General features: G+C 40.1%; 18 protein-coding genes. 10 read left to right on the top strand and 8 right to left on the bottom strand.

Annotated features, from left to right (window positions below; all coding sequences use genetic code 11):
• Positions 1 to 75 precede the first annotated feature (75 nt).
• The 3 genes from H3T75_RS01895 (at position 76) to groL (ending at position 3,165) form a co-directional block, all read left to right on the top strand.
• The gene (locus H3T75_RS01895) at positions 76 to 672 is read left to right on the top strand and encodes a sigma-70 family RNA polymerase sigma factor (RefSeq protein WP_198210851.1); all 597 of its coding nucleotides are present in this window, start codon (positions 76 to 78) and stop codon (positions 670 to 672) included.
• A 497-nt stretch (positions 673 to 1,169) separates the two neighbouring features.
• Positions 1,170 to 1,457: a co-chaperone GroES gene (gene groES / locus H3T75_RS01900; RefSeq protein WP_025331149.1), complete on the top strand. Its 288-nt coding sequence runs from the start codon at positions 1,170 to 1,172 to the stop codon at positions 1,455 to 1,457.
• Between the two features lie 61 nt (positions 1,458 to 1,518).
• Positions 1,519 to 3,165: a chaperonin GroEL gene (groL, locus tag H3T75_RS01905; protein ID WP_078475142.1), complete on the top strand. Its 1,647-nt coding sequence runs from the start codon at positions 1,519 to 1,521 to the stop codon at positions 3,163 to 3,165.
• A 628-nt stretch (positions 3,166 to 3,793) separates the two neighbouring features.
• On the opposite strand, the gene H3T75_RS01910 is transcribed toward groL, so the two are convergent.
• The gene (locus tag H3T75_RS01910) at positions 3,794 to 5,068 is read right to left on the bottom strand and encodes an MFS transporter (protein WP_198210852.1); all 1,275 of its coding nucleotides are present in this window, start codon (positions 5,066 to 5,068) and stop codon (positions 3,794 to 3,796) included.
• A 140-nt stretch (positions 5,069 to 5,208) separates the two neighbouring features.
• Between H3T75_RS01910 and H3T75_RS01915 the strand changes: the two genes are divergently transcribed.
• Positions 5,209 to 6,090 (top strand): LysR family transcriptional regulator, encoded by an 882-nt coding sequence (locus H3T75_RS01915; RefSeq protein ID WP_198210853.1) that lies wholly within the window; start codon positions 5,209 to 5,211, stop codon positions 6,088 to 6,090.
• A 50-nt stretch (positions 6,091 to 6,140) separates the two neighbouring features.
• Here H3T75_RS01915 and H3T75_RS01920 read toward each other — a convergent pair whose 3' ends face one another.
• The 5 genes from H3T75_RS01920 to H3T75_RS01940 form a co-directional block, all read right to left on the bottom strand.
• Positions 6,141 to 7,670, bottom strand: a complete 1,530-nt coding sequence (locus tag H3T75_RS01920; protein ID WP_232339889.1) for a class I adenylate-forming enzyme family protein — start codon at positions 7,668 to 7,670, stop codon at positions 6,141 to 6,143.
• The gene (locus tag H3T75_RS01925; protein ID WP_370570134.1) at positions 7,670 to 8,548 is read right to left on the bottom strand and encodes an SDR family NAD(P)-dependent oxidoreductase; all 879 of its coding nucleotides are present in this window, start codon (positions 8,546 to 8,548) and stop codon (positions 7,670 to 7,672) included. The genes H3T75_RS01920 and H3T75_RS01925 overlap by 1 nt, the downstream gene beginning before the upstream one ends.
• 259 nt (positions 8,549 to 8,807) lie before the next feature.
• Positions 8,808 to 9,269, bottom strand: a complete 462-nt coding sequence (locus H3T75_RS01930) for a hypothetical protein (RefSeq protein WP_198210856.1) — start codon at positions 9,267 to 9,269, stop codon at positions 8,808 to 8,810.
• A gap of 448 nt (positions 9,270 to 9,717) precedes the next feature.
• On the bottom strand, positions 9,718 to 10,152 hold the full coding sequence (rnhA, locus tag H3T75_RS01935; protein ID WP_078475184.1) for a ribonuclease HI: 435 nt from the start codon (positions 10,150 to 10,152) through the stop codon (positions 9,718 to 9,720).
• 31 nt (positions 10,153 to 10,183) lie between these two features.
• Positions 10,184 to 11,590 carry an FAD-binding oxidoreductase gene (locus H3T75_RS01940; protein ID WP_198210857.1) on the bottom strand — a complete coding sequence of 469 codons (1,407 nt, stop codon included), beginning with the start codon at positions 11,588 to 11,590 and terminating at the stop codon, positions 10,184 to 10,186.
• Between the two features lie 129 nt (positions 11,591 to 11,719).
• Between H3T75_RS01940 and H3T75_RS01945 the strand changes: the two genes are divergently transcribed.
• The 6 genes from H3T75_RS01945 to purF all read left to right on the top strand — a co-directional run bounded on the left by H3T75_RS01945 (position 11,720) and on the right by purF (position 17,226).
• Complete coding sequence (locus H3T75_RS01945) at positions 11,720 to 12,079, top strand: hypothetical protein (RefSeq protein ID WP_078475149.1); 360 nt, start codon at positions 11,720 to 11,722, stop codon at positions 12,077 to 12,079.
• Positions 12,080 to 12,085: 6 nt separating this feature from the next.
• Complete coding sequence (locus tag H3T75_RS01950) at positions 12,086 to 12,571, top strand: protein YgfX (protein WP_198210858.1); 486 nt, start codon at positions 12,086 to 12,088, stop codon at positions 12,569 to 12,571.
• Positions 12,572 to 12,575: 4 nt separating this feature from the next.
• Complete coding sequence (gene folC / locus H3T75_RS01955; protein WP_198210859.1) at positions 12,576 to 13,880, top strand: bifunctional tetrahydrofolate synthase/dihydrofolate synthase; 1,305 nt, start codon at positions 12,576 to 12,578, stop codon at positions 13,878 to 13,880.
• A 43-nt stretch (positions 13,881 to 13,923) separates the two neighbouring features.
• Positions 13,924 to 15,093 (top strand): SPOR domain-containing protein, encoded by a 1,170-nt coding sequence (locus H3T75_RS01960; RefSeq protein ID WP_198210860.1) that lies wholly within the window; start codon positions 13,924 to 13,926, stop codon positions 15,091 to 15,093.
• A 14-nt stretch (positions 15,094 to 15,107) separates the two neighbouring features.
• Positions 15,108 to 15,605, top strand: coding sequence for a CvpA family protein (locus tag H3T75_RS01965; RefSeq protein ID WP_174832029.1), 498 nt, complete (start codon positions 15,108 to 15,110; stop codon positions 15,603 to 15,605).
• Between the two features lie 85 nt (positions 15,606 to 15,690).
• Complete coding sequence (gene purF / locus H3T75_RS01970) at positions 15,691 to 17,226, top strand: amidophosphoribosyltransferase (protein WP_198210861.1); 1,536 nt, start codon at positions 15,691 to 15,693, stop codon at positions 17,224 to 17,226.
• A 180-nt stretch (positions 17,227 to 17,406) separates the two neighbouring features.
• Here the strand turns inward: purF and H3T75_RS01975 are convergent, their stop codons facing one another.
• Together H3T75_RS01975 and H3T75_RS01980 are read right to left on the bottom strand one after the other, a co-directional pair.
• Entirely contained in the window at positions 17,407 to 18,477 is a 1,071-nt protein-coding gene (locus H3T75_RS01975) for a zinc-dependent alcohol dehydrogenase family protein (RefSeq protein ID WP_198210862.1), read from the bottom strand.
• Positions 18,478 to 18,782: 305 nt separating this feature from the next.
• Positions 18,783 to 19,364 (bottom strand): bacterioferritin, encoded by a 582-nt coding sequence (locus H3T75_RS01980; RefSeq protein ID WP_025331132.1) that lies wholly within the window; start codon positions 19,362 to 19,364, stop codon positions 18,783 to 18,785.
• Between the last annotated feature and the right edge of the window lie 211 nt (positions 19,365 to 19,575).

Consider the following 19,575-nt stretch of genomic DNA (forward strand, 5'->3'; position numbering starts at 1 on the left):
TAAGGCAGATACTAGATTTATCGCAGATTCAGCTGCTGATTGATGCAACAACAATAATGACTAGAGGATAACAAAATGCATGATGATTCTACCCGGCAGGTGGAAGAGCAGATGTTGGTGCGAAGGGCTCAGCAGGGTGATGCTCAGATTTTTAGTTTGCTGGTCAGAAAGTATCAGCGTCGTTTAAAACACTTTCTGCGTCGTTTTACTCATGATGAGCAAACAACGCTGGATGTGGTACAGGAAACATTTCTTAAAGCTTATAAAGCTATGCCGCAATTTCGTGCCGGAAGTCAGTTTTATACGTGGCTTTGCTGTATCGGTATGAATACGGCTAAGTCTATGGCAGCTGTTTACGGACGTGAACCGCAAATGATTACTGAGATTATGGATGAGGACGGAGATGAAACTGATGTACTGGAACATTTGTCAGATTATCAGACTCCGGAGGATTTATTACTTAATCGTGAGCTGATTGATGCTGTTGATGAAGCAATTAATCAATTGCCGGCCAATCTGCGTCAGCCGATTATTTTATCAGAGATAAATGGTCTGACCTATGAAGAAATCGCTCAGGAATTAGGCTGTCCGGTAGGTACAGTGCGTTCACGTATTGCACGTGCCCGCGAAACGTTATCAGCCCAGATTGATACCAGATTTGAAAGAAAATAAGTCCCTCTGTAAATTGAAATTCTGATTTTCAGAATTTGGTAAAATAATTCTGGTAATTAAGTTAATCAGCATTATTTGGCATTTCACTGCTTATATTTTAATCTGGTATATATACTTAATATTATGCAAAAAACAGTTTATCTGTAATTAGCAGATAAACTATCTTTTTTCTTGATGTGTTACCTGTGTCCGGAATCTGTCCGGCGGGCTGAGGTAATATATTTGCTCTGTCTCAAATTAATTTATCGGGTCGAACTGGGATGCAGGAGATTTGCTTGTAATTGCAGCTATCTGTCTGTAATGACTAAGATAATTTGTCAAATTTGCTAAGTATTTGTAAGAGTAAGGAAAAAAATTATTTCACTTACTCTTGAATTGCGGCGAGCCAGCCCTACTTTAAGTAACGAATAAATTTATATTTACGCCCCGCTGAAAATGCGGGTTTGTATTAACCAACTTTGCTGTGCCTCGGGCACTAAAGATGTGGAGAAGATAATATGACTATTCGTCCTTTGAATGACCGCGTTGTCGTAAAACGTCTGGAAGCTGAAGAAAAAACTGCTTCTGGTATTGTGTTACCCGGTTCTGCTGCTGAAAAACCTGATATGGGTGAAATAATTGCCGTAGGTAATGGCAAACTGCTGAAAAACGGTGACCGTCAGAAACTGGATGTTAAAGTTGGCGATAAAGTAATTTTCGGAAAATACAGCGGCCAGACTGTTAAAGTAGACGGTGAAGAGTTGCTGGTAATGCGCGAAGAAGATATTTTCGGTATCGTTGAATAAATTATTTATCCAGAAATTTAATTTTATTGCGTAATTAATTATTAAAGATTAGGAGTTGCAAATGGCAGCAAAAGACGTGAAATTCTCTGACGAAGCCCGTCAGAAAATGGTTGCTGGTGTCAATGTATTGGCTGAAGCAGTAAAAGTAACTTTAGGCCCTAAAGGTCGTAACGTGCTGCTGGATCGTGCCTTTGGCGGACCACACATCACTAAAGACGGTGTGTCTGTTGCTAAAGAAGTAGAATTGAAAGACAAATTCGAAAATATGGGCGCACAGCTGGTTAAAGAAGTTGCTTCTAAAACCAATGACGTGGCTGGTGACGGTACCACTACGGCAACTGTTCTGGCTCAGGCTATTGTTACTGAAGGCATGAAATACGTTACTGCCGGTATGAATCCGATGGATTTGAAACGCGGTATCGATAAAGCTGTTGAAGCTGTTATTGCCGAACTGAAAAATATTTCTAAACCGGTTCCGGAAAAGTCTAAAGAAATTTCTCAGGTTGCTTCTATTTCTGCTAATGCAGATGAATCTATCGGTGAAATCATTGCCAAAGCCATGAATGAAGTGGGTAAAGAAGGCGTGATCACTGTTGAAGACGGCAAATCACTGGAAAATGAAGTAGAAGTTGTTAAAGGTATGCAGTTTGACCGTGGCTACCTGTCTCCTTACTTTGTTACTGATGTAGAAAAACAGATTGCCGGTCTGGACAGCCCGTATATTTTGTTGTTTGATAAAAAAATCTCTAACATCCGCGATTTGCTGCCTGTTCTGGAACAAGTGGCAAAAACCAGCCGTCCGTTGCTGATTATTGCTGAGGATGTTGAAGGTGAAGCTCTGGCTACTCTGGTAGTAAACAACATTCGCGGTATCCTGAAAACTGTTGCTGTTAAAGCTCCGGGCTTTGGTGACCGTCGTAAAGCCATGTTGCAGGATATTGCTATCCTGACCGGTGGTACTGTTATTGCTGAAGAAGTTGGTCTGTCTCTGGAAAAAGCCACTCTGGAAGATTTAGGTCAGGCTAAACGTGTAGAAGTTGGTAAAGAAAATACTACTGTGATTGATGGACTGGGTGACAAGGCTGCTGTTGAAGCACGTGTTGCTGAAATCCGCAAACAGATCGAAGTGGCTACCAGCGACTACGATAAAGAAAAATTGCAGGAACGCGTGGCTAAATTGGCCGGCGGTGTGGCAGTAATTAAAGTTGGTGCTGCTACTGAAGTTGAAATGAAAGAGAAAAAAGATCGCGTGGATGACGCCCTGCATGCTACCCGTGCTGCGGTAGAAGAAGGTGTGGTAGCCGGTGGTGGTGTTGCCCTGCTGCGTGCCCGTGCTGCGATTAAAGACCTGAAAGGTGCTAATGCCGATCAGGAAGCCGGGGTGAAAATCGTACTGAAAGCAGTTGAAGCACCATTACGCCAGATTGTTGCCAATGCTGGTGATGAACCAAGCGTTGTAGTCAACAATGTGTTGAATGGTTCTGGTAACTATGGCTATAACGCTGGTACCGGTGAGTATGGTGATATGCTGGAAATGGGTGTACTGGATCCGGCTAAAGTTACCCGCACTGCTTTGCAGCATGCTGCTTCTATCGCTGGTCTGATGCTGACTACTGATTGCATGATTACCGAATTACCGGAAGATAAACCTGCTGCTCCTGATATGGGTGGCATGGGCGGTATGGGTGGCATGGGCGGCATGATGTAATAGTCGTGTCTGGCTAACTAGTCAACATATAGCTAATAGTGAGCATAACTGGTGTTATGCTCACTATTTTTATATTGAATGGTTTAACTATAATAATGGCCAGATGCTTCAGATTTTATCTCCCACATATCAGACAAAGTAACCATTCTTTTGCTGTTAAATGTGTTGATGATGATATTGTGTAAAAGTACAGTATTAGCCACACCTCTTTTGTTAGTAATTGCTTATTATTAATTTTTCTATGTATTAACTATGCTTTAGTTTAAAGCAGATTTATAAGCTTTATACCTTTTAATGTAGCTATTAGTTTTTTACGTCTGTGGAAAATATCTTTATTTCGATTTGATTTTTTCAATAAATCTTAGTCAATAAGAATGTTATATGGCTAAAATATTGTTAAATTAAACTTTTATCAATATTTCAGCTCATATCATAAAATGATTGATTATCATGAAGTGAAAAATGAAATTTCAAATCTTAAAAACTGTTTAGCTATTTTCAAAATAATCTTCATAAATCAATTCAAAATTTGATAAATTAAATTTATCGGTAAAATCACCAACCAAAAATTCAGTCTGTTTTATGCAGAGTAAAGCAGGTTGGTACATTCCTACCTATGAATAAAAAATTATTTTTCAGATGATGAATTCTCAAATAAGAAATAGCTTATTGCGCAAATAACAGCCATGACTGCCCAAACGCCAACCCAGGAGAATTGATGTAATAGCCATGGAATTATGGCTGGAGTTGCAAACAGAATGAAATATACTACTGTATTAACCATTGCTAATACGGTTGCAACACTCTTTTGTCCGGCAACGGTAGCCAGTTCGGTATATCCGATTCCATGCCAGGAAGAAATTGATATACCAGATATAAGAATAATGAAACTAACAAAGTAGGCAAAATGATGTATATTGAATTTATATGAAAAATAAGTAAATACGGTAAGGGCTGCGAATAAGATGAATGACAGGGCTGTAACCGCTTTCAGAAAAAATTTTCTATTTCCCTTTTTATCTGTATAAAAGCCACTACCGATACGTGTTGGTATTGAACTGATTTGTATGAAAAATAGTAGGATACTGATATATCCAATACTTAATCCGGCAAAATCGTGCAAGAAAAGCATTGAAAATGTCATCAATGCAAACTGTGGCGCACATAGAATACCCACAGCTAATACAATGCGCCACACTCTCAATGATTTCATTGGCTGAGTTGATTTATTTTTGAGTGATTGTGTTATATCCGGTGTTTTGTGTTCACTCTTACTATCCGGATCAATAATCCATAGATAGCTGAATAATGCAGCCAGAATACAAATAAATGCCGATATAAATAGTGTGGTCGAGAATCCATAATGAATTGATATATAAGGGTAGAATAATGCTCCTAATGCATAACCAAGTGGTACAGCTGCCTGCCTTACACTCATTGCTAAGCCGCGTTGCTGTGGTTTAAACCATTGTATGATCGCTTTGCCACTGGAACCATTTACACTGCTCCCAAAAAGACCGACGACTAGTAAACCGGCACATAAAATGATACTTATTGAAGTATGTGATGATATTCTTGCAAAATAAGCAAGGATGAAAAGAGCTATGGCAGTCGTAGACAATCCTGCAATTAATATCGGCCGATCTCCGAAGCGATCGGTGGCAATTCCCCAGGGTAATTCACTTACAGCAATTCCAAAACCTACAATTCCCATTAAAAGCCCTAATACAGATGTTGGGATATGGTAATCATTACGTAGAATAATGGAGGCTGCAGGTACACCGCCGATAACAAAGGTAAAGCATGTATTAGCGAATGCACCTGTAAATAAAACTTTCCATTTATGGTTATCAGAAAAAAAATTTTTATTTTTATCCGGCAATTTGTTTGAATTTAAAGACATTGATGAACTCCTGTTTTTCCAGAAAATAATAGCTAGAATTTTTTATATCTGTAAAACAGGATTTTTTGATTTATTTATAACGGAAAATCCGATATATTGAAGAAATCTAATGACACTAACCGATGAAGACTGATTACACTATGGAAAAACTTGATTTAGAAATTCTTCACACATTTGTTGTCATTATAGAAATGGGCAGCTACACAAAAGCTTCGAATATTTTATTTAAATCTCAATCGGCTATCAGTGAGCAAATCCAAAAGCTTGAGGTATTTTGCGATGCACAACTGCTACATCGTGGCAGATACGGCGCGAAACCGACAGCTATTGGTGAAAAAATGTATAAGCATGCAAAAAAGATATTATCTTTAAATGATAATATCATAAATGATATTAGAAACCATGATTCGGTATATGAGCTGACACTTTCAATTACAGATTATTTTATGCCTGCCACGATAGCATCTGTATTAAGAGGGCTACGTGACCAATGTCAGAATATTCAATTTAATGTCTCAATTCAGAGCAGTTCAAAAATGCTTCTTGAACATACTCTGGAACAATATGATATCGCTTTATTTATTCATTTAAACGGGCAGCGATTACCCGATAATGATAATTTTATGGTTGTAGGGCATGAACCGCTCTGCTGGGCTGGCTCGAAAGATCTTAGTATAACCGGATCTGATCCGCTGCCAATTATAACTTTGCCAAAAGGCTGCTTATTACAAAAATTAGCTATAGATAAATTAGAAAATAATAAAATATCTTATAATTTATCTCATTATGCTTCCAGTGTTATTGGTATGCAGTCTGCTATTGAGGCCCAATTAGGTATAGGCTGTCTGAACAGATCGTCAATGTCTAAGAAATTTATTGATTACACCGATATCCTGAAACTTCCGGCATTACCAGATATTGATTATATTATGTATTATAAATCGGAGAAAAATCCTTTTATAAATACGATAAAAGGATTAGTTGAGCGGGTAACAAGCAATGATAATGCTTTCGAAAAATAAAAATTTTAAAAAATATTATTATGCTTATCAATACTGGTGTTTTCGCTAACTCAGATCTTAGATAATTCATAATATCGATTGATAAGTTGTTTTCTGTCAACTTTGCCAATATGAGTCATGGGCAATTCATCAATGATATATATTTTTTTTGGCATCTGGTAACGTGCAATTTGTGGTTTTAACCAGTCTATTAAAGTATCTTCGGTTTGTTCAGTATGCGCTGCTAATACCACAAATGCCACTAATCTCTGTCCGAATTCCTCATCATTAACACTAATAACGGCTAAGTCGTTAATGTCAGGATGGTTAACTAAGCATTGTTCGAGTTCGAATGGGTAAACATTTTCACCACCTGAAACTATCATGTCATCAGCCCGGCCATTTAGATAATAATTATTTGTACTATCTTTTTGAACTATATCACCAGTAGCTGTCCAGTTTTTGCCCTGAGTGGACCACGCACATTTGATATAGAGTTCACCTTTTATCGCATCCTCTTTGCCATTGTTCATTAATTTGGCTGATAATCCTTTAACAGGCTTACCTAGAGTTGATGGGTGAGTGATCAAATCATCCGGCGTTGCAATCAGGCATATTCCAGCTTCCGATGTGCCATATAAGTTAAATAACACTTTACCAAGTTGATTAATTGTTCGTTGAACCAGCGTGACAGCAATTGGTGCGCCGCCGGTGATGATGCATCTTAAACTACGTAACTGCGTTACAGAATAATTCATCATTCGACTGAGCATTAAGGGAACGAGGGTGATAACTTCAATGTTATGTTTGTTAATAAGTTGACAAACTTTGGCGGCATCAAAGCGTTTATTGATAAATATAGTGGCACCTAATAGTACTGACATACACAATGTCGCAATACCAAAACCATGGTAAATCGGTGTTGCTATATAGATTCTGTTATATTTGCTCAGGTTTAATTTCATCAACAATTGATAAAAAGGACTGATAAAATTTTGTGCTTTACTATTGCGTCCTGCCATTTTAAAACGTCCTGTTGTACCACTGGTTAACACAGTAAGTTTATTAAAATGGGTAACTTTAAGATTGCCGGAATAGGGGGGCATCTTATCCTTTAAGAGCGAGTAAATGGAAATTTGCTCCGGATGATCTGTTGGTAATGATTTGACATCAATTAAGATAGGAATTTGAGGATCATGTATGATCCAATTAAATTTTACTGCATCTTGTATATTTTGTAATTGCTGGGCTGATAGTTCTGTATTAAGTAAGTAAATATCTGCACCTAGCCGGGCAATAGCAAAGAGAGTTTGAATCATAATAGTATGATTACTTGCCATTATGGCTATTTTTTGATGCGGTTTTATGTCACAATGCGCCGCTAATTTTTTGGCTAAATGCTGTGACTGCGTATAAAGTGTACGATAATTTATACAATTGTCATTTTCGTTAATGGCGATTTGGTCTGGGCTCAGCTTCTGACGTACATAGAGCAACGCCATTAAATTCATTCCAACCGAACGAAAACTCATTAATAAATAAAAAATTCCTTTAAAAGTCAAAAGTTTAATGGTGTATAGCGCTTTGATTGTTTTTATCATCATTTTCTCTTAATGTAATAACAATTTAATTTAAACCAGATGCCATTAAACAGGACGCCGGCCAATTGCACTATCATCGCCCACCATGGTTTATATTGGCGTTTTTGTGTTTGTAATAAATAACTTATAATTGTAGCAGCTTGCTTTGGCTGTAATGCAGGTAAGTTCTGATAAGCTTTGGTCGGCTCGATCATCCTTGTTTTTACTAAAGGTAAATATGCTGTCGATACTTTGATTTGCCGGTTTTGTAATTCAGGCATTGCTGAACGCAGCCATTGATCGAATGCCGTTTTTGAGGCTTGATATGCTGACCAATTCACCGTTGGCGCAAACAACACATTGACAGCCGAAACGTTAATGATATGTCCTTTACTTTGCTGTAATTTGGGGATAAGTGCAAGGCATAATTGTACCGGAGTCAGGTAGTTTAATTTTATGGTTCGTTCAAAATCATGCGGGCGGTCTAAGGATTGCATGACCGGGCGACAAATCGATTTACCGGCATTATTAATAAATATGTCAACAGGTAAATTTTGTATATATTTTATGAATCCATCAATTTGTTCCTGATCACGCAAATCAGCTGCATAAATGTCAATTTTAGCTTTGCTCATAGTAAGCCGTTGCTTTAATTCGCGCAGTTTATCAACTGTGCGCGCAACCAATATTAAGTTGCAATCAATATCGGCCAAAAGATAACAAAGCGACTCACCAATGCCATAACTGGCGCCTGTTATAATGATAGTTTTATGTTTTAACCGCTGCGTTAAACGGCGGATATTAGGTTTATGTACATAAAACAGCAAAAAGTTAAGCAGTTTAATCAAAGCAACGGATTTCAATTGTAAATAATATAAACAGCAGCATGAAGGTAGCAATTAATAAATCAATAGGTTATTTATTTTTGTTACGTCATCATTTTAATTTCATATGTTAAGTAATTAGTCTGGTTAAATCCTGTCCTAAGCATAGATCAATAAAGCAGGCTATCATCATGACGGAATAAATAGCGGGAATGTAAATCATCTTAGAATATCATATATTCCAAAAAGATAAACAAACCTTGCCAAAGATAGGATAAAAAATTAATGCTACAAGTTTAATTGATAAACTTTATAGATTTAGTAAGTGAGAAAGTTATATGCCCATAATATAGAATGAACCACACTTTTGTATATTTACATCAATCCAGGCTATAAAATCAATAATCATCTGAGAAAGCAAAGGTTTGGATTTGGAAAACTTGTGAGCCGTTTCTTTTAAATAATCGTCTTCTAGCATACAGACAAAACGAAAATCAAATAAATCACTTTTAAGTTCTTTTAAATTCTGGGCTTGATCAACCCTGGTCTTAAGCCTTAATAGTGCCGGTTTTATAAGTAGCCATTGTTCTGTATTAACTTCGGTGATTCCCCAATGCCCATATTCACCGTATTTAGGAACATACTGGTATATAATGCCCTCAATAAAGCTGAACGCACCATCTGTCAGGTATTTAGATGTAGTACTGTAGACGGCTTTTTTATTAGGGGGTATGGCGAATTCAAAAATAAGTCCGCCTATGTTCTTATAATATGATTGTAAATTAAAATTAATCATGCACACACCATTATATTTCTCAAATGAGATTAAAACTGTATTAAATACAGGTACACTGAATATATTTTTAATTCAATTAATATATTATTTTAAATGGAAATTTGATTTATTTTAAAAAATTCAACTAGATACTGAGTTATATTTTAGGTGAAAAATTAGGTATTTTATACATGTATTTATAGATTAATTATAAATAATCATTGCAGTTGTGCTATTGTTTTTTCAATAATATTGGAATATTTTAGCATGAAATAAAAAAAAGGTTTAATTAAATTAATCTGTTTTTCCAGAAAATTTCTTCGAGCCCACATCTGCCGGCTTAGGCTGAGTTTTAAATTCCTCTAAGCCGATACCAAAACTTATCAAACAGTATGCTTCTAGGCATGATAGCACTATTATGGTAGCTGAGAAGTGGGTAGGTGATAATAATTTATACAAAATTAAAGCTTTATTTAACCAGTTCTACGCCGCGATTAGCCAGTTCATCAGCCTTTTCATTTCCCGGATGTCCGGCATGACCTTTAACCCAGTGCCAGTGCACCTGATGCTTACTTACTTCGCTGTCCAGTGCCTGCCACAATTCAGCATTTTTTACCGGCTGTTTTGAGGCAGTTTTCCAGCCGCGTGCTTTCCAGTTATGAATCCATTCCTGCATGCCGTTTTTAACATATTGTGAATCTGTGTAGATGTTAACAATACACGGGCGTTTTAATGCTGCAAGTCCTTGAATTACAGCTGTGAGCTCCATGCGGTTATTGGTGGTATTAGCCTCTCCGCCGAAAAGCTCTTTACTGTGGCTGCCGGATTGTAAAAATGCCCCCCAGCCACCCACGCCGGGATTGCCTTTGCAGGCACCGTCGGTATACAGAGTAACTTCACTCATATTCATAGTTGATTTAAAAATGCTTACTATATCACGTATGCACAGGTAAAACTTTTCCGGGATTCAGGATACCTTCGGGGTCGAGGTTATGCTTTTGTGCCTGCATCCATTTGATTTCTGCATTACTGCGAACACGTGGCAGCCACTGATTTTTTAACTGACCAATGCCATGTTCGGCAGCTATACTGCCATGGTAGTTTAATACCTGTTCATATACGACTTTATTGATGTTTTCTTCATATTGATAAACATCATTATTCATTATATCAACAATAAAAACGTTGTAATGCAGACTGCCATCACCGAGATGGCCGAATAAAATGGTTTTGGTTTGCGGAAAAGTTTTAATCAGTTGTTGCTGGCAGTTTTCGACAAAGTCAGCAACATGTTCAATCGGAACGACAATATCATGCTTAATACTGGCTCCGAGACTGCGTTGTGCCGCAGATATGTTTTCACGCAAACTCCATAAATGCTGACGTTCTGTTTCAGACTGAGCAATAACTGTATTAAGCCAGTTGCCCTGTTCCAGTACGCTGATTAAGGGGTCGGTTAAATTTTGTGCCGGCAGGCTATCGCTCAGTTCTACCAGAATATGCCAGCTCGCATGAGTTGGTTCGCGTAACTGTCTATAGCTGGCTGACAAACTCAGAGCCGCCTGACTGATCAGTTCAAAGCTGGACAGGCGCTCGGCAAAGTGATTTTTCAGTGCGGCTAACAGACTGGTGGCAGAGTGAATATTGTCTACGCCAATCCATGCTGTTAAGACACTTTGCGGCGGAGCAAACAGTTTTAGTGTGGCAGCGGTAATAATCGCCAGTGTGCCTTCACTGCCAATGATTTGCTGACGCATTTCATAGCCACTGGTGTTTTTATGCAGTGGATACAGGTGACTGACCAGTTCGCCATCAGACAGGACATATTCCAGACCCAGTACCAGATCACGCATTGTGCCATAACGCACTACATTCAGACCGCCGGCATTACAGGCAATATTTCCGCCTATCTGACAGGAGCCTTCACTGGCCAGACTCAGGGGAAAATAGCGATTGGCAGTTTGAGCGATTTTCTGTACTTCAGCGAGTATCATGCCGGCTTCTACGGTAATGGTGTTGTCAGCCAGATTGAGTTTGCGCATGCGGTTAAGTTTACTTAACGAAAGGATAATTCCTTTACCGGCAACAGAAGCATGCGGTGTAGCACCGCCGCACAAGCCTGTATTTCCACCTTGTGGAGTAACAGGAATATGCTGCTGATGGCAATAGCGCATAATTTCCTGTACAGCGCTGACAGTATGCGGTTGTAATACTGCAAAAGCCTGTCCATGATAACGGCCACGCTGGTCGGTACAAAACGGTTCGATAAGCTGATTGTCAGTGAGGATTTCATCAGGCGTAAGGATTTGCTGAAACCGGGCTAGATGAATGGTGTGAGGCATGGCAGTTAACTCTGTAGACACTATAAGCTGATTGTACGGTAATTAAAAATTGCGGGGCGGTAAATATACGCTATCGTTGAATGTTTACAGTACAATATGGTTATTCAGTAATATTAGTAAGGATAGGGCATGTATTTTGTTGATCGCAGTGCTGTTGTGCTGAAACCTGCTCAGGCTTTTCTCGACTGGCTGAAAAGTACCAGTGATGATTTGCCTGAGTTAACTTTGTCACAGCTCCAGAGTAATTGTACTACATTGCTGGTACCGGAATTTGAAACCCCGGAACAGGTCATTGGTTATATTGGTGAACGTTTTAATCTGATTTTTGAGGCAGAGCTGTCTGCATGGGAAGTTGAGCGTAAGCTGTGGCCGGTATTGGATATTGATCAGTTCTGGAATTTTTTTACAGTAGAAGTGCATGATATGGTACTGGATCTGGTAGATACAGATATACATATATCTCCGGTATATGGTGAAGAACAGGTTTAGTATCTGATGATGGCGTGTGTTGTGCGGCTGAAGCCATCCCGATGTGCTTTATATCTGGCGGTGATTATGCATGTACTGACACTAGTGGCTATTGTGTTCTACAGCACAGGCTGGCTGTGTCTGGTATGGCTGCTGGCATGGTTATTATCTGCATTACGGGCAGGTTATGGCTTACGGCAAAGCAGAGTCAGAAAAATTGAAATCAGTCCACAGGGGCAGGCTTCACTGCTATTTACACAGGGCAAAGCTGCTGTACCGGCTAAACTGTGTTGCAGTGGTATTGTTATCAGAGCAAATATGATGGCTTTACACTGGCAAACTTCGCGCGGCTGCGTATACCAGCTTTTGCTACCGGATATGACCGATGCGCAGGCATGGCGAAGATTACAAGTATGGGTACGCTGGTGTCAGCCAAACAATACACAATCGGTTTTGAGGCAATCAATCTTGAATAAGGTAATCCGCAGGCTCAGGCTGAAGGATAAGAATTAGAATAATGGCAGAAAAATTTCATGCAACTGGTTTGTCTTCATGGCTGCAACATCTGGAAAATGGTGTGGTCGGCGGCGAAATTGAAATGGGGCTGGCCAGAGTAGGTGCTGTTCGTGACCGGATGGGTTTAAAGCCGGTATGTCCGCTGATTGTTGTTGGCGGAACCAATGGTAAGGGTTCGGTATGTGCCTATCTGACACAGATTTATCATGAAGCCGGTTATCGGGTTGGTACCTTAACCAGTCCGCATTTGTTACGTTTTAATGAACGTATTGCGATTAATGGTGAAGCTGTTGCTGATGATTTGATTGTCAGTGCGTTTGAACATATACAGACAGCACGGGCTGAGATACCGTTAACCTATTTTGAGTTTAATACGCTGGCTGCCGTAGATGTATTTATACGTCAGCAGGTAGACGTAATGATACTGGAAGTAGGGCTGGGCGGGCGGCTGGATGCTGTCAATATATTTGATGCCGATGTGGCAGTGATTACCAGTGTTGATTTGGATCATGAGGCATTTCTTGGTGATACAGTAGAAAAAGTGGCATTTGAAAAAGCAGGCATTATGCGTGCTGGAAAGCCTGTAATTTGTGCTCAAATTCCTGTACCGCACAGTCTGTCATCGCATGCGGCAGAGGTAGGAGCAGATTTACTTTTGTTTGGCCGAGATTTTGATTGCCATAAGATGGAAATGCAGCAGTGGTCGTATCGTTTTCATCCACAAGAAAGTAGTTTATATACAGGTGAACATGCCCGTCATGCTTTACCGATACCAGTATTGCGCGGTAATTTTCAGCTTAGTAACGCGGCTTGTGCATTAACTGTGCTGGAATGTTTGTCTGAACGTTTGCCTCTGGATATTGGTGCAATTAAACGCGGCTTGTTGCGCGTACGCCATCCGGGAAGATTTCAGGTGTTACCCGGACGACCGGTTACGGTACTGGATGTGGGGCATAACCCTCATGCAGCAAGGGCATTGCGCAGCAGTTTAATTGCTTTACCCTATGCAGAAAAACGCATGGCTGTATTCAGTATGCTGGCTGATAAAGACATTGATGCGGTTTTGGAAATTATTAAAGATCAGTTTGATTGCTGGTTGATAGCTCCGCTTGCTTTGCCGCGCGGTATGACTGTACAGGCTTTACAAGAAAAATTTATTCAGCATAATATTACTGCTGTGACAGCTTATCCTGATGTTAAGAAAGCTTATCAGGCTGCTTTATCAGAGGCCGGTGAGAATGATAGAATTGTTGTATTTGGTTCGTTTCATACAGTAGCAGAAATAATAGATTTATCTTCAAGGTAAATTCTGAAAATAGAAACGATAAGGTCAGAGGAGTTAGTGATTAATGAATGCACAGGAAAATTATGAACAGCTGAAACGGCGCAACAGGCGCCGTTTGGTAGGTGCATTAATTATGGTAGTCATTGCTGCTATATTGCTGGTTATTATGCTGAGCCGTCGCACGCCTCAGTCTGTACCGGCACCGCAGCTTGAAGTCAGAACTGCTTCGTCAGAAACAGCTTCCGGCACAGCAGGTATGGTGTCTCAGGCGAGTGTTGTGGCGCAGGCACAATCTGCTTCAGCTATAGTACTGGAACCGGTAACGGCGGCAAGGTCATCTTCGGTGAATACAACTGTCGGTTCGGGTAATGCATCTGCGGTATCTGAACATAAACAGGAAAACAGTATATCCAGACCTGTAATGCGTGAAGAAACAACACATCCTAAACCTGTCTTGCCAGCTAAAATAAATAATACACCAGTACCGCCAGAGCGGCGGCCAAATGATACTGATTCAGCAGGTATCAAACCGTCTTCTGAAAGAAAGTTTGTTGAAAAAAATAACAGACAACAAGTACATAGTGAAGCAGTACCAGTTGTTAAACCAAAACCGGTTATCAACAGAACTCCGGTAGAAACAACAGAAAAAACTAAACAGGTTCCTGTTAATACGGTAAGCAGTAACCGCCCTAAAACTGAACCTGTAACAGTAAAGCCGGTGAATAAAACACCAGCCAGTACAGTTGATACTACACCTGTAGTAAAAAACAGAAGCGAAGTTGCTAATACAGAAAAAAAACCTGTGTCTGCAACACCTAAACCAATAAATAAAAATTCAGTACCCGTAAAACCGGCATCGACAGCAAAACCGGCAAATAATACGGCAGGCGGTAAACTGACACCGCAGCAGATATTGGAAAATAAAGCAGCCGGTACGGTGTCTAAAAATTCTGCTTCCGGTCAGAATCGAGGCAATGCTACCAGTAGCAATAATAAACCGTCTGTGGAACGGACTGTAATTCAGATTGGTGCCTATACCACTGAGGCGCAGGCTAATCTGGTACAGCAAAGGCTGGCTGTTGCCGGTGTCACTACCAGTATCAGTAAAAGTCAGACTAGTAAAGGCACACTGTATCGGGTACGCAGCCAGGTTTATAATAATCGCAGTCAGGCTTTGCAAAATCTGGATAAAGTGCATGCTGCAGGACTGGACGGACTGGTAATTGGTTTATAGGAAGTTGGTATTGCATGACCCTTTTTGATGTGCTGGCTCTCGGTCTGATATTGTTAACAACCCTGGTTGCTATGATGCGCGGGCTGGTGGGCGAAATAGCTTCACTGTTATGCTGGGTGGTCGCATTTGTCGGAGCCAGGCTGCTGGCCGCACCTGTGGCAGATATGGCTTTTACGACTATGCAGCCACGGGCACTGGCTGTTTCATTATCATATGTGATGGTATTCGGTGTTTTGTGGATTATCCAGCGCCTGATGCGCACAGTGATTACTTCAGCATTGAAATCGATCGGGCTTGGCGGAGTTAACCGTATGCTGGGCGCCTGTTTCGGTGCGATTAAAGGAATTATTATTGTTACTTTGGTGGTGCTGATATGTTCTTTTACTGATTTGCCGAAATCTCCTGTGTGGCGGGATTCATTTACAGCAGGCATGTTTGAAAGGCTGGCGATGGTGGCGGTGCCTTATCTGCCGTCTTTTCTTGCTGATAAGCTGAATTCACCATCGGTATAACAGCATGAATATAAGTAACCGAATACAACGCGCGTTTTTAATAACAAAAAACGCGCGTATTTATTTGTCTTGAATGGAGAAAGTAATGTGTGGTGTATTGGGTATTGTGGCACATGAACCGGTAAATCAGCTTTTATATGATGGTTTACAGATGCTGCAACATCGCGGACAGGATGCTGCCGGAATTGTTACCGCTGAGGGTAATATGTTTCACATGCATAAAGGTCGCGGTATGGTACGTGATGTATTCCGTACCCGTAATATGCGTGAACTGATAGGTAATGCTGGTATTGCTCATGTCCGTTACCCGACAGCCGGAAATGCCAATTGCAGTGCTGAAGCGCAACCTTTTTATGTAAATTCCCCTTTCGGAATTGTGCTGGCACATAATGGTAATCTGACCAATACCGAGGAGTTATTTAAAAATGTCTGTTTTACTGAATTACGCCATGTAAATACCCGCTCTGATTCTGAAGTGCTACTTAATGTACTGGCACGAGAGCTGGAAAATCAGGTTGGTAATCGTACTGCGCTGGCTTTATCGGATATTTTTGCTGCTGTGGCCGCACTGCATAAACGGGTACATGGTGCGTATGGTGTGGTGGCATTGATTGCCGGCTATGGTTTACTGGCTTTTCGGGATCCGTTCGGTATTCGGCCTCTATGTCTGGGTAAAAGGGAAGAGAATGGTCATACAGATTATGTCGTTGCTTCTGAATCAGTAGTGTTTCCAAGTCTGGATTATGAGCTGGTACGGGATGTGGCACCCGGTGAAGCTATATTTATCAGTAATGAAGGTCAGCTATTTTCACAGCAGTGCGCACAGGAACCACATTTGATGCCCTGTCTGTTTGAATATGTATACTTTGCCCGTCCAGACTCAGTCATTGATGGAGTATCGGTATATCAAGCTCGCCTGAATATGGGCGTAACACTGGCAGAAAAGGTAAAACGGACACTGGATTTAGCAGACATTGATGTAATTATGCCTGTACCCGACACCAGCCGTCCCAGTGCTATGGAACTGGCTCTGCATTTGAATAAGCCTTACCGGGAAGGATTATTTAAAAATCGTTATATCGGTCGGACATTTATTATGCCCGGACAGTCTGTGCGAAAAAAATCTGTGCGGCAAAAGCTTAATCCGATGAATTATGAGTTTAGCGGTAAAAAAGTTCTGCTGGTAGATGATTCTATTGTACGCGGGACAACCAGCCGGGAAATTGTGGATATGGTGCGTGAGGCAGGAGCGATAAAAGTTTACTTTGCTTCCGCCGCACCGGCTGTATTGTTTCCGAATGTTTATGGTATTGATATGCCAACCCGGGAAGAATTGATTTCATACCGGCGTAATGCAGAGCAGGTGGCTGCGGAAATTGGTGCCGATGGTGTTGTATTTCAGGATTTGGATGATTTGAAAGAGGTAGTTTTAAAGCTGAATCCGCAAATTGAAGGTTTTGACAGTTCTTGCTTTGACGGCCGTTATATTACGGGTGATGTTGATGAAGCTTATCTGCAACATCTTTCTGAGAATAAAAATGCATTAGCCACTTCTTTTGTGGTTCCCAGTTTGATTGAACACAGTGTCAGCGTGCAGGAAGATGAGGATGAAGAAGAATAAATTGATATTTTAAATTCTACGGCGAATCGGATAAATAACAGAATTGCTGAATATTCGATTTTTCAGCGGATTTAAAGAGATAATCATTTTATAAACAGACAGTAATCAATAAAGCAGCCTTAATGGCTGCTTTATTTAGTAGGGCAGATTTCATTAAAGCTTTTATCTGCTCGGCAGTATTTAATAATCAATAATAACTTTCATGGCTTTTTCATCTGCAGCATGCTTAAAGACATCATAAGCTTTTTCCAGTTCATTAAAGTGGAAGTGGTGAGTAGCCAGCTTTTCCATCGGCAGTTTGCCTGAGCAACAGGTTTTCAGCAACATGCCGGTAGTGTTGGCATTAACCAGACCTGTGGTAATGGTAAGATTTTTAATCCAGAGTTTTTCCAGCTCAAAGTTGACTGATTGCCCATGTACACCTACGTTAGCCAAGTGTCCGCCTTCTTTTACCACGCGCTGACAGATATTCCATGTGGCTTCAAGCCCTACAGCTTCCATAGCGCAGTCTACTCCGCGGCCGCCTGTGTATTCCAAAACACGCGCCACCGCGTCTTCGCTGGCAGAATTAATGATTTGCGTGGCACCCAGCTCTTTTGCCATATGCAGGCGGTTATCATCCATATCAATCATGATAATCTGGGAGGGAGAATATAGTTGTGCGGTCAATAAACAACTCATTCCTACCGGGCCGGCACCGACAATGGCTATTGTATCGCCGGGTTTAACATCACCATATTGCACGCCGATTTCATGTGCAGTAGGTAAGGCATCTGACAACAAAACGGCCACATCTTCATTTAAATTTGCCGGTAATCGGTAAAGTGAATTATCTGCAAAGGGAGTACGTACGTATTCAGCCTGAGTACCATCAATCATGTAGCCCATAATCCAGCCGCCACCACTCTGGCAATGTGCATAAAGCTGTTTCTGACAGTTTTCACAAGTACCACAGCGGCTGACACAGGAAATAATGACTTTATCGCCTTTTTTAAAATTTTTAACTGCACTGCCTGTTTCTTCAATAATACCAATCCCTTCATGTCCGAGAATACGACCGTTGAATTGACCGTCTTTTTGAATGGCGGTTTGTTCAATCTCTGGATTTTTTCCTTTCCAGATACCCAGATCGGTACCGCAAATAGTTGTCCGGGTTAAACGAATGATTGCATCAGTTGGTTCGATAATAACTGGTTTAGCACGTTCTTCAAAACGAATGTCACCTGCTCCGTAGTACACCATTGCTTTCATGTTGTTTACTCCATAAACTATTGAAAAATAATCCAGATATCTTTCTGGAAACCTCTTAATATGATTGTAGTGCAAAGAGATTCACACCACAATTTACCTGAGTATTTTCTTTAAAAGGTTTATCTGATTATTAATCTGCCTCAAGTTTGAGCGATTTATTGCTATAAAGATAAATAGAATTATGTCATAATAGATAGTTTGAAATAATAATAAATATAAAGTTCAAACATACACTAATGGCTGGAAAAGCAGTCTGAAAAAATCCGCAGACTAACTACGGATTTTTATGTTAAATCACTAAATTATTAAATTATTTTTTTCGATACGGGTTTGCCATCCAAACCTTCCATCATGTCGGATAATTCGTCTGCATGATCTTCTTCTTCAGCAAGAATATGTTCGAGTATGCGTTTAGTAGTGGTGTCATAATCGCTGACATACATAATGGCCTGCCGGTAAAGATCAATCACAATACGTTCTGCAATCAAATCTGACTCTACCATATCCCGTAAAGTTTCTCCCTCAATATATTCTGTCGGTGAACGCTGAATAAACACATCCGGATTCAAATCCGGTTCACCGCCAAGCTGGGTGATACGTTCAGCCAGCATAGCTGCATGTTTTTGTTCCTGCTCTGCATGTTCCATAAATTCTTCTTTAACGGCATCCATAAACAGGCCGGTTGCCATGTAGTAATGTCGCAGATAACGCAGTACACATACCCATTCTGAAGCCAAAGCTATATTAAGCAGTTCGATTACCCGTTCTACATCCAGCTCATAAGTAGAAGTAATCGGTCCGTCTTCATAATTTTTGCGTGCATTTTCCCTTAATTCTTCAGTGGTGCTGAATTTAATATCTCTTTTTAGCGGTTTGCGTTTGTTCATGCTTATCTCCTTATTTATCTAAACAAGTTACGGTTTGTTGCCTTGTGTTCCTTTTATAACGGTAACTGATTGTATAAGTTGTTGTCTATGAAAGTATTTTTAATATAAGTAATAATTAGCTGAATTTAATCGAATATTGTTTATTTAAATTTTTTCTTCTAAATATTTAATATATCAAGTCAAATATAATTAATTTATAAAGCATATATTT

Source organism: Snodgrassella sp. W8135, from assembly GCF_016101225.1.
Lineage (GTDB): Bacteria > Pseudomonadota > Gammaproteobacteria > Burkholderiales > Neisseriaceae > Snodgrassella > Snodgrassella alvi.

Coding starts and splice junctions, on each gene's coding strand:
- folC (WP_198210859.1), top strand. CDS start 12,576: ATGGCAGAAAAATTTCATGCAACTGGTTTGTCTTCATGGCTGCAACAT.
- groES (WP_025331149.1), top strand. CDS start 1,170: ATGACTATTCGTCCTTTGAATGACCGCGTTGTCGTAAAACGTCTGGAA.
- H3T75_RS01940 (WP_198210857.1), bottom strand. CDS start 11,590: ATGCCTCACACCATTCATCTAGCCCGGTTTCAGCAAATCCTTACGCCT.
- H3T75_RS01895 (WP_198210851.1), top strand. CDS start 76: ATGCATGATGATTCTACCCGGCAGGTGGAAGAGCAGATGTTGGTGCGA.
- H3T75_RS01915 (WP_198210853.1), top strand. CDS start 5,209: ATGGAAAAACTTGATTTAGAAATTCTTCACACATTTGTTGTCATTATA.
- H3T75_RS01920 (WP_232339889.1), bottom strand. CDS start 7,670: ATGATAAAAACAATCAAAGCGCTATACACCATTAAACTTTTGACTTTT.
- groL (WP_078475142.1), top strand. CDS start 1,519: ATGGCAGCAAAAGACGTGAAATTCTCTGACGAAGCCCGTCAGAAAATG.
- H3T75_RS01980 (WP_025331132.1), bottom strand. CDS start 19,364: ATGAACAAACGCAAACCGCTAAAAAGAGATATTAAATTCAGCACCACT.
- H3T75_RS01910 (WP_198210852.1), bottom strand. CDS start 5,068: ATGTCTTTAAATTCAAACAAATTGCCGGATAAAAATAAAAATTTTTTT.
- H3T75_RS01960 (WP_198210860.1), top strand. CDS start 13,924: ATGAATGCACAGGAAAATTATGAACAGCTGAAACGGCGCAACAGGCGC.
- H3T75_RS01930 (WP_198210856.1), bottom strand. CDS start 9,269: ATGATTAATTTTAATTTACAATCATATTATAAGAACATAGGCGGACTT.
- rnhA (WP_078475184.1), bottom strand. CDS start 10,152: ATGAGTGAAGTTACTCTGTATACCGACGGTGCCTGCAAAGGCAATCCC.
- H3T75_RS01965 (WP_174832029.1), top strand. CDS start 15,108: ATGACCCTTTTTGATGTGCTGGCTCTCGGTCTGATATTGTTAACAACC.
- purF (WP_198210861.1), top strand. CDS start 15,691: ATGTGTGGTGTATTGGGTATTGTGGCACATGAACCGGTAAATCAGCTT.
- H3T75_RS01945 (WP_078475149.1), top strand. CDS start 11,720: ATGTATTTTGTTGATCGCAGTGCTGTTGTGCTGAAACCTGCTCAGGCT.
- H3T75_RS01975 (WP_198210862.1), bottom strand. CDS start 18,477: ATGAAAGCAATGGTGTACTACGGAGCAGGTGACATTCGTTTTGAAGAA.
- H3T75_RS01950 (WP_198210858.1), top strand. CDS start 12,086: ATGATGGCGTGTGTTGTGCGGCTGAAGCCATCCCGATGTGCTTTATAT.